Source organism: Streptomyces sp. NPDC048254, from assembly GCF_043201895.1.
In the GTDB taxonomy this organism is placed as follows: Bacteria; Actinomycetota; Actinomycetes; order Streptomycetales; family Streptomycetaceae; genus Streptomyces.
The window spans coordinates 434,924-447,411 of record NZ_JBICZJ010000003.1; the positions used below are offsets into that span (position 1 = coordinate 434,924).

14 protein-coding genes are annotated in these 12,488 nt (G+C 70.5%); 6 read left to right on the plus strand and 8 right to left on the minus strand.

From position 1 onward, the window contains the following. The first annotated feature begins 40 nt into the window (after positions 1-40). A complete protein-coding gene (locus tag ACGFZQ_RS11640) occupies positions 41-505 on the plus strand; it encodes a MarR family winged helix-turn-helix transcriptional regulator (RefSeq protein WP_393840375.1) in 465 nt (154 codons plus the stop codon). On the opposite strand, the gene ACGFZQ_RS11645 is transcribed toward ACGFZQ_RS11640, so the two are convergent. Further along, a complete protein-coding gene (locus ACGFZQ_RS11645) occupies positions 502-1,491 on the minus strand; it encodes a DUF3048 domain-containing protein (protein WP_393840177.1) in 990 nt (329 codons plus the stop codon). The two genes, ACGFZQ_RS11640 and ACGFZQ_RS11645, sit on opposite strands and share 4 nt — an antisense overlap. A 122-nt stretch (positions 1,492-1,613) precedes the next feature. After that, positions 1,614-2,678: an ATP-dependent DNA ligase gene (locus ACGFZQ_RS11650; RefSeq protein WP_393840178.1), complete on the minus strand. Its 1,065-nt coding sequence runs from the start codon at positions 2,676-2,678 to the stop codon at positions 1,614-1,616. 119 nt (positions 2,679-2,797) lie between these two features. On the opposite strand from ACGFZQ_RS11650, the gene ligD reads away from it, so the two are divergent. Together ligD and ACGFZQ_RS11660 are read left to right on the plus strand one after the other, a co-directional pair. After that, positions 2,798-3,817, plus strand: coding sequence for a non-homologous end-joining DNA ligase (ligD, locus tag ACGFZQ_RS11655; RefSeq protein WP_393840179.1), 1,020 nt, complete (start codon positions 2,798-2,800; stop codon positions 3,815-3,817). A 110-nt stretch (positions 3,818-3,927) separates the two neighbouring features. Continuing rightward, on the plus strand, positions 3,928-4,965 hold the full coding sequence (locus ACGFZQ_RS11660) for a LacI family DNA-binding transcriptional regulator (protein ID WP_393840180.1): 1,038 nt from the start codon (positions 3,928-3,930) through the stop codon (positions 4,963-4,965). A 12-nt stretch (positions 4,966-4,977) separates the two neighbouring features. Here ACGFZQ_RS11660 and ACGFZQ_RS11665 read toward each other — a convergent pair whose 3' ends face one another. Further along, positions 4,978-5,766 carry a VOC family protein gene (locus ACGFZQ_RS11665; protein ID WP_351743613.1) on the minus strand — a complete coding sequence of 263 codons (789 nt, stop codon included), beginning with the start codon at positions 5,764-5,766 and terminating at the stop codon, positions 4,978-4,980. A gap of 218 nt (positions 5,767-5,984) precedes the next feature. Between ACGFZQ_RS11665 and ACGFZQ_RS11670 the strand changes: the two genes are divergently transcribed. Then, positions 5,985-6,278, plus strand: a complete 294-nt coding sequence (locus ACGFZQ_RS11670; protein ID WP_351743610.1) for a WhiB family transcriptional regulator — start codon at positions 5,985-5,987, stop codon at positions 6,276-6,278. 292 nt (positions 6,279-6,570) lie between these two features. Here the strand turns inward: ACGFZQ_RS11670 and ACGFZQ_RS11675 are convergent, their stop codons facing one another. After that, positions 6,571-6,975 (minus strand): nuclear transport factor 2 family protein, encoded by a 405-nt coding sequence (locus ACGFZQ_RS11675; RefSeq protein WP_351743450.1) that lies wholly within the window; start codon positions 6,973-6,975, stop codon positions 6,571-6,573. A 95-nt stretch (positions 6,976-7,070) separates the two neighbouring features. Further along, a complete protein-coding gene (locus tag ACGFZQ_RS11680) occupies positions 7,071-8,051 on the minus strand; it encodes an aldo/keto reductase (protein WP_393840181.1) in 981 nt (326 codons plus the stop codon). A gap of 205 nt (positions 8,052-8,256) precedes the next feature. Between ACGFZQ_RS11680 and ACGFZQ_RS11685 the strand changes: the two genes are divergently transcribed. Further along, positions 8,257-9,171, plus strand: a complete 915-nt coding sequence (locus ACGFZQ_RS11685; RefSeq protein ID WP_393840182.1) for a helix-turn-helix domain-containing protein — start codon at positions 8,257-8,259, stop codon at positions 9,169-9,171. Positions 9,172-9,506: 335 nt separating this feature from the next. Further along, a complete protein-coding gene (locus tag ACGFZQ_RS11690; protein ID WP_393840183.1) occupies positions 9,507-10,118 on the plus strand; it encodes a hypothetical protein in 612 nt (203 codons plus the stop codon). Here the strand turns inward: ACGFZQ_RS11690 and ACGFZQ_RS11695 are convergent. The 3 genes from ACGFZQ_RS11695 to ddaH form a co-directional block, all read right to left on the minus strand. Further along, entirely contained in the window at positions 10,115-10,345 is a 231-nt protein-coding gene (locus ACGFZQ_RS11695) for a hypothetical protein (protein WP_393840184.1), read from the minus strand. The genes ACGFZQ_RS11690 and ACGFZQ_RS11695 overlap by 4 nt on opposite strands. 66 nt (positions 10,346-10,411) lie before the next feature. Next, positions 10,412-11,386 (minus strand): acyl-ACP desaturase, encoded by a 975-nt coding sequence (locus ACGFZQ_RS11700; RefSeq protein ID WP_393840185.1) that lies wholly within the window; start codon positions 11,384-11,386, stop codon positions 10,412-10,414. 228 nt (positions 11,387-11,614) lie between these two features. Continuing rightward, on the minus strand, positions 11,615-12,391 hold the full coding sequence (gene ddaH / locus ACGFZQ_RS11705; protein ID WP_393840186.1) for a dimethylargininase: 777 nt from the start codon (positions 12,389-12,391) through the stop codon (positions 11,615-11,617). Positions 12,392-12,488 lie beyond the last annotated feature (97 nt).

The window sequence follows — 12,488 nt, forward strand, 5'->3', positions numbered from 1 at the left end:
TCATTCAGTGCACCGACTAATTCAGACCTTGGGGGCGCACATGGTCGCGGTGGACCTCACCACCCACCCCGGGCACCTGGCCCGGCGGCTTCAGCAGGCCCACTACCTGCTGTGGAACACGATGGTCTCGGAGGAGATCACCTCGCCGCAGTTCGCCGTCCTGAACGCGCTCGTCGCCGAGCCGGGGCTGGACCAGCGCACGGTGGGGGAGCGGGTGGGGCTGGACCGGTCGACCATCGCCGAGGTCATCAGCCGGCTCGGCCGGCGCGGTCTCGTCGACAAGGTGCGCGACCCGCAGGACGGCCGCCGCTTCCTGCTGCGCCTCACCGACGACGGGCTGCGCACCCACCGCAAGCTCACCGTGCGCACCGCCCGGATGAACCAGGTCTTCCTGGCCCCGCTCTCGGCCGAGGAGCAGACCCAGTTCTTCGATCTGATCCGCCGGGTCTCGGACGCGGCGGAGGGGCTGCGCAATCCCACGGAGCCCCTCGTCCCGCAGACCTAGGCCTTGGCGAACACCACCCAGACCTGCCCGTCGGCGAAGTCCACCGGACTGCCGTCCGCCCCGGTGAACGTCGTACCGTCGCCGGCCTCCCGCCGTGTCCAGGTGGCCCCGAACGACCGCCCGTCCCGCAGCACTTCGGCCTTGCCCGACCCCACCGTCTCGGTGAACGGCGTGTAGTTGCCGAGCACGTCGTGATACCTGGACGTGCGTATCCGCACGTGCTGCACCACGACCGTCGCGGCCGCCACCCGCTTGCCGGCCGTGGTCCTGGCCTGGGTGCCGTCCATCGACACCAGCCAGCGCTTCTCGCCGGCGGACCAGGTGAAGGTGAAGCGGGCCGCCGGATACCGCACGGTACGGGTGGCGGTGACCGTGCCGTCGGCCGGGGCCGGGCCGTAGCGGAAGCCGGTGGTGAGCGCCGCCTTGCCGGGTGCGCCGGCCATCAGCTTGGCGGGGCGGAGATACAGGTTGTGCGGGGCGGGCCTGTCGGTGCCCCGGTGGTAGGCGTCGGACGCCGCGTCGGGGCTCTCCGGCCGCAGCGGTGCCTGGTCGATCAGCGGGAGCAGCTTGCGCTGGGCACCGGAGAAGGCGAGCGTCGGCCGGTCGAACTGGCGCAGCAGTTCCAGATCGGATTCGCGGGCGCTGCGCACCGGGCCGACGACCTCGGGGAGCTTGGTGGCGTACACCGCCATCAGCCGGCTGAGCCCGCCCTCCACCTGCTCCGCGTACACCACGTCGGCGGAGTCCAGCCCGGTCTGGGGGCGGGCCCCGGCGACGTTGTCGATCTTCACGGCCAGTACGGAGCCGGTGCCGGCGGTGTGCTGCCCGTCCGGTGCCTGGCTGCCGTGCGGTGCCCGGCCGTCGTCCGAGGCGCCGTGCCGGGTGCAGCCGGCCGTGAGGGAGGCCGTCAGCACGGCCGCGGCCAGCACCGCCTTCAGTGCGGTCCGGTTCAGTGCGGTCCGGCGCGTCGGCGCCCTGTGTCGCATGCCCACCGTTGCCACCCCGTTCGTCCCCCTTGATTGTGTGCTCGTCGGCTCATCGGTGGCCATACCCGGTCGAAACCGATCGCGCGGCGATGAATGACCGACCAGCAGGAGGGGCGGTGGGGCTACGACCCAAGAATCTCCGCGAGGTCGTACCGCACGGGTTCCTCCAGCTGGGCGTAGGTGCAGCTGTCCGCTGTGCGGTCCGGGCGCCAGCGGCGGAAGCGGGCCGTATGGCGGAAGCGGGCGCCGTTCTCCATGTGGTCGTACGCCACCTCGGCCACCCGCTCCGGCCGTAGCGGCACCCAGGACAGGTCCTTCTTGCCCGACCAGCGGCTCGGCGCGCCGGGCAGCCGGGCCGACTCGTGGGCGGCCTCCTCGGCCCAGGCCGCCCAGGGATGCCCGGAGACGTCGTCCATGCGCAGCGGCGCCAGTTCCTCGATCAGCTCGGCTCGCCGTTTCATCGGGAACGCGGCCGACACGCCCACATGCTGGAGGGCGCCCCGGTCGTCGTACAGACCCAGCAGCAGCGAGCCGACCACCGGGCCGCTCTTGTGCAGGCGGTAGCCCGCCACCACGACGTCGGCGGTCCGCTCGTGCTTCACCTTGAACATGGCGCGCTCGTCCTGGAGATAGCGCAGGGTGAGCGGCTTGGCGATGACCCCGTCGAGGCCGGCCCCCTCGTACTGCTCGAACCACCGCCGGGCCACGTCCACATCGGTCGTCGCCGGTGCCAGGTGCACGGGCGGGGTGACCCCGGCCAGCGCCGTGGTGAGCAGGGCGCGGCGGTCGGTCAGCGGAACGCCCAGCAGGGACTCGTCGGCCAGCGCCAGCAGGTCGAAGGCGACGAAGGAGGCGGGCGTACGCTCCGCCAGGGTGCGCACCCGGGAGTCCGCCGGATGGATCCGCTCGCTCAGCGCGTCGAAGTCCAGCCGGCCCTCCCGCGCGATCACGATCTCCCCGTCCAGCACGCACCGCTCGGGCACCCGCTCCTTCAGCGCCGCCACCAGCTCGGGAAAGTACCTGGTCAACGGCTTCCCGGTACGGCTGCCGAGCTCCACCTCGGCGCCGTCCCGGAACACGATCGCGCGAAAGCCGTCCCACTTCGCCTCGTACTGCATGTCCGGCGGGATCGTCGCCACCGACTTGGCGAGCATCGGCTTCACGGGTGGCATCACCGGCAGATCCATGTCACGACTCTACGAGTGGTCCCCGGTACGCGCTCGCCATGCGGCACACCCCCACCGAGGCCCGGGAGACTGTGTCGAGCCGATATGCGCGGTGGGGGTGGTGCGCCTACGGTGGCCGCATGGGCGATGCGGTGGAACTGGAGGTGGCCGGCCGGACCGTACGGCTGTCCAGTCCCGACAAGGTGTTCTTCCCGGAGCGCGGTTTCACCAAGCTGGACGTCGCCCGCTACTACGCGGCCGTGGCCCCCGGCATCCTGCGCGCCCTGCGCGACCGCCCCACCACCCTGCAGCGCTACCCGGACGGCGTCGAGGGCGAGTGGTTCTACCAGAAGCGCGCGCCCAAGGGCATGCCCGACTGGATCCCCACCGCCCACATCACCTTCCCCAGCGGCCGCACCGCCGACGAGATGTGCCCCACGGAGGAGGCCGCCGTGGTGTGGGCCGCCCAGTACGGCACCCTCACCTTCCACCCCTGGCCGGTGCGCCGCGCCGACGTGGACCATCCCGACGAACTCCGTATCGACCTCGATCCGCAGCCCGGTACCGACTTCGCCGACGCCGTCCGCGCCGCCCACGAACTGCGCGCCGTCCTCGACGAGTTCGGCGGGCTGCGCGGCTGGCCCAAGACCTCCGGCGGCCGTGGGCTGCATGTCTTCGTGCCCATCGAACCCCGCTGGACCTTCACCCAGGTCCGGCGTGCCGCGATCGCCGCGGGCCGTGAGCTGGAACGCCGGATGCCGGACCAGGTGACGATCAAGTGGTGGAAGGAGGAGCGCGGCGAGCGCATCTTCGTCGACTACAACCAGACCGCCCGGGACCGCACCATCGCCTCCGCCTACTCCCTGCGGCCCCGCCCGAACGCCCCCGTCTCCGCGCCGCTGCGCTGGGAGGAGGTCGACGAGGTCCAGCCGGGCGACTTCGACCTCGTCACGATGCCGGCCCGCTTCGCCGAAGTCGGCGATGTGCACGCCGACATGGACGACCAGGCCTACTCCCTGGACACCCTGCTGGAACTCGCCCGCCGCGACGAACACGAACACGGCCTCGGCGACCTGCCGTATCCGCCCGAGTACCCGAAGATGCCGGGCGAGCCCAAACGCGTCCAGCCGAGCCGCGCACGGCCCGAACAGCCCTCCTGACGCGAGGCCTTGGGGCTGACTCCCGGTGGCCCGCCGAGCCGCCGGGCGCTCCCGTCGGCCCGTCCGCCCGGGGCTATGCTGATCGTCAGCCGCCGAAGAGGAGGGCCGAGGTGTCCGAGGCAGTGTCGCGCCCCACACTGGAGGCCGTGGCCGCGCGGGCCGGGGTGTCCCGGGCCACCGTGTCACGGGTGGTCAACGGCGGGGACGGGGTGCGCGAACCGCTCGTCGAGCGGGTCCGGAAAGCGGTCGAGGAACTCGGTTACGTCCCCAACCAGGCGGCCCGCAGCCTGGTGACCAAACGGCACGACGCGGTCGCCGTCGTCATCGCCGAACCCGAGACCCGGATCTTCACCGACCCCTTCTTCGCCCTCCAACTGCGGGGCATCAGCAAGGAGCTGACCGCTCACGACAACCAGCTCGTGCTGCTGCTCACCGAGGGCCGGGACGACCACGCACGCGTGGCCCGCTATCTCGCCGGCGGCCATGTCGACGGCGCTCTCGTCTTCTCGCTCCACCTCGACGACCCGCTGCCCGGCCTGATCGAGGGCGCCGGAGTCCCCACCGTGTTCGGCGGACGGCCCGGCTGGAGCGACGGCACCGACAGCGCCGTGTACGTCGACTGCGACAACCGGGGCGGCGCCCGGGACGCCGTACGGCATCTCGCCGGTCTCGACCGGACCCGGATCGCCCATATCACCGGCCCTCTGGACCAGACGTCGGCCGCCGACCGCCTCCAGGGCTACCGGGACGTCATGGACGTCCTGGGGAAGGCCGATCCACGGCTGGTCGTGCCGAGCGACTTCACCCCGGCCGGCGGCGAACGCGCCATGAGCGAACTCCTCGACCGCTGCCCGGACGTCGACGCCGTGTTCGCGGCCAACGACCTCACCGCGCTCGGCGCCCTGCGCGTCCTGCGCGAGCGCGGCCGCCGGGTGCCCGAGGACGTGGCCGTGATCGGCTTCGACGACGTCCTGCCCGTCACCGAGGAGACCGAGCCGTCACTGACGACGGTCCGTCAGGACATCGAGGAGATGGGCCGGTTGATGGCGCGGCTCCTGCTGGGCTCCCTGGCCCGGGGCAAGCCGGCGACGGGCGCGCCGTCCAGCGTCATCCTGCCCACGACACTGGTACGACGCGTCACCGCCTAGGGCGCCTCCGCCTCAGCTCTGCTGCTCGCCCTTGATCACCGCGAACCGGGCGCCGTACGGGTCGGCCAGCTTGGCCATCCGGCCCACCCCCTCCAGCGTGGTCGCCGGCATCCGCACCTTGCCGCCGGTCTGCTGTGCCTTCTCCACCACCGCGTCCGGGTCCTCGACCTCGAAGTACGGCAGCCAGTACGCGCCGATCTGCGCCTCGGCCGGGTCCTCGGCCAGCGGGACCACCCCGCCGAACATCGAGTCGTCGTCGCCGTCGGCCGGGTTGACACAGGTGTACGTGCCGCCCGGGAAGGGCACTCCGGAGGTCTCCAGGCCGAGCACCTTGTGGTAGAAAGCGGCGGCCGCCGCGATGTCCGGGGTGTACAGCTCGACCCAGCACAGCGAACCCGGATCGCCCGCGATGTCCACGCCCTTGGTCAGCCCGGGCTGCCAGATACCGAAGGGCACGCCCGCCTGGTCGGCGAGGATCGCCATCCGGCCCTTGCCCATCACGTCCATCGGCTGGGCGAGGACGCTGCCGTGCGCCTGCTCCGCGGTTTTGGCGGTGGCCTGTGCGTCCCCGCTCTGGAAGTACACGGTCCAGCTCGGCGGGCCCTGTTCGGGAGTGGTCTGCATACCTCCGGCGACGGTCCTGCCGTCCAGTTGGAAGAACCCGTAACCGCCGGCGTCGGGTCCCGCCGACTGGAACTGCCAGCCGAAGAGGCCGTTGTAGAAGGAGACGGCGCCGTCGATCTCGGGGGTGCCGAGGTCGATCCAGTTGGGAGCGCCGTTGACGAAACGGGTGGTGAGCATCATCGCCCTCCTCGGAAGGGTCCGTGCATTGCAGAGCCGAGTCTTCCACCGCCCACTGACAATCGCTGGGGAGCGCGCCCACCGGAACCCGGTTACCGTGGGTCACCTGACGCACTCGCCGGGTTTTGATTCCGTTGCGCGCGCCGCCGTGCGCAGGTGTGGTGCCGTCGCGCATGATCGAGGCTGGTGCGGTCCGTCGCGTCTGCGTTGAGCGGGCGTTGATCGAACGTTTTTCGCCGCTTGGCACGATCCTGGCCATGCACTTCGACACCACCATCCCACCCCGCACGCCCGTCCCGGTCTGGCATGCGCAGGCGCTGTGCGCGCAGACCGGGGCGGACTTCTTCTTCCCCGAGCCCGGCAGCTCGGTGCGCGAGGCGAAGCGCATCTGCGGTATGTGCGAGATGCGTTCGGCCTGCCTGGAGTACGCCCTCGACAACGACGAACGCTTCGGCGTCTGGGGCGGCCTGTCCGAGAAGGAGCGGCTGGAACTCCGGCGCGCTTCCCGCTGAACCATGACCGCCGGGGATGAGCCGAAGCACGACCGCCGGGGAACAGCCGAACCACGGCTGCCGGGGATGAGCGCCTCGGCGCCGGCATCGCCGCCAGCGTGAAACGCCGTCTGGACGACCTCAGCGCCCACGTCCCGGCACCGACGCTCCCGGCCGACGTCGTCGCCGTACGCAGTGTGCACCGGACGGCACCGCCGGAGGGCTGACTCTCAGCTCCCGCGCATCTCCATGAACACCGGCATCCAGTACCCCTGTTGCCGCTCCGGCGCCCCCCAGTGAGTTCGAGTACGTGCTACCCGACCTTGGGCTTGTCGATCATGCTGCCGACGTTGTGGTAGAACACCCGGTTCTCGATGATCTTGCCGTCCTTGAGGGTGAACTGTTCGATGAAGTGGGTCAGTTCTCCGGTCGCGACGTCCGTGATGCCGACGCACGCCGCGACGCGGTCGCCGTCGGCGATGGTGTAGTGCACCGTGATCTTGGAGACGTCGAGGTAGTTCGGCAGGACCTGGGCGAGACCGAGGAATTCGTCCTTGCCGTGGTAGGCCTTCCCGAAGGGCAGGAACACCGGCTCGATGACCGCGACGTCCTCGGAAAGGCAGGAGAAGACTCCCTCGACGTCACCGCGGTTCGCCGCCGCGAACATGGCTTCGACGATCGCACGGTTCTGCTCGGTCGGCGATGTGGCTGCGGACATGGCGTTTCTCCTCTGAGGCGAAGGCTCTCGTCGGTCGAGAATCCTGTGGGGGCCCGGTGTCCGGGCTGGTTGCGGCACATGCGCCGATGCTGGGTTCAGCGGTCGATCGTGGACTCGTTGAAGTCGTCGTGCCGGGCGCCGGTGGCCGGCGTGAGGGTGTCGAGCCGCTGCAACTGGTCGGCGGTCAGGACGACGCCGTCGGCGGCGGTGTTCTCCTCGACGCGAGCGACTCGCCGGCTGCCGGGGATCGGGGCGATGTCCCCGCCCTGGGTCACCAGCCAGGCCAGCGCGATCTGTGCCGGGGTGGCACTGACCTCGGCCGCGATTTTCCGCACTTCCTCCACGAGCTGCAGGTTCTGGTAGAAGGCCTCGCCGATGAAGCGTGGATTGGTCTTGCGCCAGTCGCCCTCGGGGATCTCCTCCGGCGTACGGATCTCGCCGGTCAGGAACCCGTGCCCGAGTGGCGCGTAGGGGACGAGGCCGATGCCCAGCTCGCGCAGCAGGGGCAGCAGCTCGGTCTCGACGTCGCGGGTCCACAGGGAGTACTCGGTCTGCAGTGCGGAGATCGGGTGCACGGCGTGGGCGCGGCGAATCGTGTCCGGAGAGGCCTCGGACAGGCCGATGTGCAGGACCTTGCCCTCGGCGACCAGCTCGGCCACGGTGCCGATGGTGTCCTCGATGGGGGTGTTCTGGTCGACCCGGTGCTGGTAGTAGAGGTCGATCCGGTCCGTGCGCAGGCGCTTCAGGGAGCCCTCGACGGCGGTGCGGATGTTGGCCGGACTGCTGTCGAACAGGCCGGTTCCGTCCCCGGCATGGGACAGGATGCCGAACTTCGTGGCGAGGACGACCTGGTCGCGCCGGCCCTCCAGCGCCTGACCGACGATCTCCTCGCTGTGGTACGGGCCGTAGCTTTCGGCGGTGTCGATGTGGGTGACGCCGAGGTCGAGCGCGCGATGGACGGCGCGGATGGATTCGGCGTCGTCCAGGCCGCCGCCGGAGAGGAGCGTGCCGGCCATGGACATGGCACCCAGGCCGATCCGGGAAACCCGCAGGCTCCCCAGCATGGCGTGCTGCATCAGAGAACTCGTTTCTCGTCGAGGGTGTCAAAGGAAGGTGCATCAGAGGGAAGCGGCGAGGACCGGCGTCCACGGCATCCGGGCGCTGCTCTCGATCCCGCCGACATCCAGCCAACATCGGTTCACCACATGCCGACAGGCACTGCGAAAAGGGGTACTCACAGGGACCCCTTCCGGGACGCGGGCCGGGCCTACCCTTGATCCCATGGACGAGAAGGAGGCCGCACGGGCGGCGGTCCGCGAGTTCCTCACCACCCGTCGCGCCCGGGTCACCCCCACCGACGCCGGCCTTCCTCCACAGGGCTCCCGCCGCCGGGTGAAAGGCCTGCGCAGGGAGGAGGTCGCGTTGCTCGCCGGGGTCAGCCCGGAGTACTACGTGCGGCTCGAACGCGGCCAGGCAACCGGGCCCTCCGCCGGAGTCGTCGACGCCGTCGCCGGCGTCCTGCGTCTGGACGACGACGAACGCGCTCACCTCGACCGACTGCTCGCCGCTCTGACCCCCGCAGCCCGCAAGCGTAGCCGCGGCGCAGCGAAAGACCTGGTCACCCCCGGAATCCGGGTGGTACTGGACTCTATGGACCACCTACCCGCGGTGGTCTTCAACGGCCGGTTCGACATCCTCGCGGTCAACACACTGGGGCGCGCACTCCTCGCACCCGTGTACGACCTGCCCGGACGGACGAACAGCGCGCGCTTCCTGTTCCTCGACGAACCCAGGGCCCGGGACCTGTTCCCCGAGTGGGACGGGATCACAGCCGACACCGTGGCGATGCTGCGCATCGAGGCCGGCCGCCACCCCGACGACCCCGACCTGACCGAACTGATCGGCGAACTCGCGACCCGCAGCACGGAATTCCGGACGCGCTGGGCGGCCAACGACGTACGAACCCCCCGAGCCGGCACGAAGACCTTCCGGCACCCACTCATCGGCGAGGTCACACTGCCTTACGAGACCCTCCGCATCGACGCCGTCTCCAGCCAGGTCCTCAGCGTCTACACCCCCCGGCCCGGCACCCCCGAAGCCGACGCGATCCGCCTCCTGGCCAGTTGGAACGCCGACAACGAACGGAACAACGACCCGACACCACGAACACGGCCGGAACCCCGAGGGCTGACTTGATCTCCAACCTGCGGTCGGCTGGTATCCCCCCGGCCGATGATGGAGACACCCCTTGAACGATCATTCCTCTTGCCCCGGATCGTACGGCTCTCGGCCGCGCTCCGGGCGGCCTCCTCGCGGAGCCGGTCCGCCGGCCCGGACCAGGCCCGGAACCAGGTCTCCCCGTTGCCGTCCGCCGCCGCGGCCACGGTGGCCAGGCCTCGCCTACGTCGGCGCCCTGCCGCCAGCCGGAGCCGGATCTCGTGGCCGAACTGGTCGTTCAGCGGAGAGCATGCGGTCGGCCCGCTCGCGCGGCACGCTGGTAGGAGAGCCAGGTGGCGATGGGAGGAGCTCCCATGGGACACACGGAACAGCGGCCCGCCGTCAGAACCCGGGCCGAGAAGCCCGTCGGCACCGGGAGCGTCTTCCTGTCCTTCGCCCCGTGGATCATCTTCGGCGTCGTCGCGAGCCCGAGCACCTGGGAGTACGCGGCGCTGGCGGCACTGGTCGCGGCGGTCGTGCTGTCCGGCAAGGACATGCTCCGGGGCCGGTTCTTCCTGCTGGACATGGTCGCCATCGTGTTCTTCGCCGTGCTCTGCGTCCTGGCCCTCGCCCTGGACCGCCACGAGCTGATCTGGCTGGAGACGTACGCCCAGGTCATCTCCAACGCGGTGGTGGCCGTCGTGGCGCTCGGCTCCCTGCTCTCCGATCCCTTCACCGCGCAGTACGCCCGTCACTCGGTGCCGCGCGAGTACTGGGGCTCGCCCGTCTTCACCCACGTGAACACGGTGCTGACCACGGCCTGGGGCGTGGTCTTCGCGCTGATGGCCCTCTCCACCTGGCTGGCCATCCGCCTGCCCGGACAGAGCGACTGGTTCAACTGGGTCGTCCCCATCGTCCTGCTGGTCTGGGCGGTGAAGTTCACCGAGCGCTACCCGGACCGGTGCAGGGAACGGGCGGCCGCCTAAGCGACGGCCCCCGCGGTCGCGACCAGTTCCTCGCCCGTGCCGTGGAAGGTCCCCAGCAGCTGGGCCAGTACCGCCCGGGCCACGAACGGCACCCCGTCCAGGACGGCCCGGTCCTCCGGCGCCGCCCGTGGCAGCCCGACACACGCGCGTACCCGGTCGGCGTCCCCGGAGTCGATCAGGTCGAGCAGGAAGCCGACCGCCCGGTCGGAGGTGGTGTCAGCACGCATGCGCGCATGATGCCGCAGCCACCGACAGGGCGCACGGGGAAATCCGTGCGCCCTTCCGGAGGGGGTTCACGCCTGGGCGCGCGCTGCCATCCGTGCCTTGCGCGCGGCCAGCTTCTCGTCGAACTTCAGGGCCTCCGCGTCCAGTCCGCCCATGAACAGGCCGAGTTCCTCCTGCGCCTGCAGACCCTCCGGGCCGAGGCCGTCGATCTCCAGGACCTTCAGGTGGCGCAGCACCGGCTGGAGCACGTCGTCGTGGTGGATGCGCAGGTTGTAGACCTCACCGATGGCCATCTGGGCGGCGGCCCGCTCGAAGCCGGGGATGCCGTGGCCGGGCATGCGGAAGTCGACGACGACGTCCCGCACCGCCTGCATGGTCAGGTCGGGGGCGAGCTCGAAGGCCGCCTTGAGCAGGTTCCGGTAGAAGACCATGTGCAGGTTCTCGTCGGTCGCGATGCGGGCCAGCATGCGGTCGCAGACCGGGTCGCCGGACTGGTGGCCGGTGTTGCGGTGCGAGATGCGGGTCGCGAGCTCCTGGAAGGCGACGTAGGCGACCGAGTGCAGCATCGAGTGCCGGTTGTCGGACTCGAAGCCCTCGCTCATGTGCGACATCCGGAACTGCTCCAGCTGGTCCGGGTCCACCGCGCGCGAGGCGAGCAGGTAGTCGCGCATCACGATGCCGTGCCGGCCCTCCTCGGCGGTCCAGCGGTGCACCCAGGTACCCCAGGCGCCGTCCCGGCCGAACAGCGAGGCGATCTCGTGGTGGTAGCTCGGCAGGTTGTCCTCGGTGAGCAGGTTCACCACCAGGGCGATCCGCCCGATCTCGGTGACCTTGGACTGCTCCTTGCCCCAGGCCTGACCGTCCTCGAAGAAACCGGGGAAGTTACGGGCGTCCGACCACGGCACGTACTCGTGTGGCATCCAGTCCTTGGCGACCTTCAGATGGCGGTTCAGCTCCTGCTCGACCACTTCCTCCAGGGCGTACAGCAGCCGCGCGTCGGTCCATGCGGACGAGCTGCCGAGATGGGGAGAAGTGATCGTCACGAGAACTCCAGGGGGACGCCGAACAAGAGCGAATGAACGGGAGAGGACCGGCGAGCGGTGCCGGAAACCTACGTGATCGTAGGCTACGAACCCGTAGGTTACGAAGCCGTAGGTTAAGCGCGCCGTAAACACCGCTGATCAGGTGCTGTGCCCAGGGCGAATCCGGACATGCCAAACAGCCCCGGGACCCGCAGGTCCCAGGGCCGGAGGGATGACTCGATCACCCGGTCAGACGTACAGCTCCCGCAGCCGCACCGAGAGGCACGTCACACACCCCTCGAGTTTCTCGAACTCGGAGATGTCCACCGTGACCACGTCGTGGCCGAGGTCGGTCAGCAGTTCCGCCGTCTTCGGGGCGCTCGCCGACATCAGCAGCTTGCCGCCGCCCAGCAGCACCACATGGGCGCCGGCCTCCTCGGGCACCGCCAGGAAGCCCGGGAACAGCGAGGGCCGGTCCACGTTCGGGATGTGCCCCAGAACCGTTCCTTCGGGCAGCGCGGTCACCGCCGACTTCAGATGGAGCACCTTGCTCACCGGCACGGCGACCACCCGCGCGCCCAGCGGCTCGAACACCGCCCGCAGCTGCTGCACCCCGGCCGCGTTGGTGCGCCCGCCGCGGCCGACGTAGAGGGTGTCGCCGACCTTGAGGACGTCACCGCCCTCCAGCGTGCCGGGCTCCCAGATCCAGTTCACCGAGCAGCCGAGGCGGGCCACCGCCTCCTCGACCCCGGCGGTCTCCTCGCGCCGGGACTCGGCGCCGGGCCGGGTGATCAGCGCCACGTTCTTGTACATGACGACCGTGTCCTCGACGAAGACCGAGTCCGGGCAGTCGTCCTCCGGATCGACCTCGACGGTCTCCCAGCCGTGCGCGCGCAACGTCTCCGCGTACGCCTCCCATTGCTCCTGGGCGAGCTCGACGTCGACCTTCTCCCGCTCGATGTGCGTCACCAGACCTTCGGCGAGGCGCGGGCTGGGGCGGCGGATGAGGGCCTTCTTGCTGGGCACGACAGGTCTCCGGGGTCGGCGGTTCGGTCCGGCGCCCATTGTGGGGGCGCCGGACCGCCATCATGCAGGGCGGGTCCGTGTCGACAAAACCCCCGCC

What these genes read in the sequence shown, in the direction of transcription:
- ACGFZQ_RS11680 (WP_393840181.1), bottom strand. Translation starts at nt 8,051, where the DNA reads ATGCAGCACGCCATGCTGGGGAGCCTGCGGGTTTCCCGGATCGGCCTG.
- ACGFZQ_RS11695 (WP_393840184.1), bottom strand. Translation starts at nt 10,345, where the DNA reads ATGCGTGCTGACACCACCTCCGACCGGGCGGTCGGCTTCCTGCTCGAC.
- ACGFZQ_RS11640 (WP_393840375.1), top strand. Translation starts at nt 41, where the DNA reads ATGGTCGCGGTGGACCTCACCACCCACCCCGGGCACCTGGCCCGGCGG.
- ACGFZQ_RS11675 (WP_351743450.1), bottom strand. Translation starts at nt 6,975, where the DNA reads ATGTCCGCAGCCACATCGCCGACCGAGCAGAACCGTGCGATCGTCGAA.
- ACGFZQ_RS11665 (WP_351743613.1), bottom strand. Translation starts at nt 5,766, where the DNA reads ATGCTCACCACCCGTTTCGTCAACGGCGCTCCCAACTGGATCGACCTC.
- ACGFZQ_RS11685 (WP_393840182.1), top strand. Translation starts at nt 8,257, where the DNA reads ATGGACGAGAAGGAGGCCGCACGGGCGGCGGTCCGCGAGTTCCTCACC.
- ligD (WP_393840179.1), top strand. Translation starts at nt 2,798, where the DNA reads ATGGGCGATGCGGTGGAACTGGAGGTGGCCGGCCGGACCGTACGGCTG.
- ACGFZQ_RS11690 (WP_393840183.1), top strand. Translation starts at nt 9,507, where the DNA reads ATGGGACACACGGAACAGCGGCCCGCCGTCAGAACCCGGGCCGAGAAG.
- ACGFZQ_RS11650 (WP_393840178.1), bottom strand. Translation starts at nt 2,678, where the DNA reads ATGGATCTGCCGGTGATGCCACCCGTGAAGCCGATGCTCGCCAAGTCG.
- ACGFZQ_RS11645 (WP_393840177.1), bottom strand. Translation starts at nt 1,491, where the DNA reads ATGCGACACAGGGCGCCGACGCGCCGGACCGCACTGAACCGGACCGCA.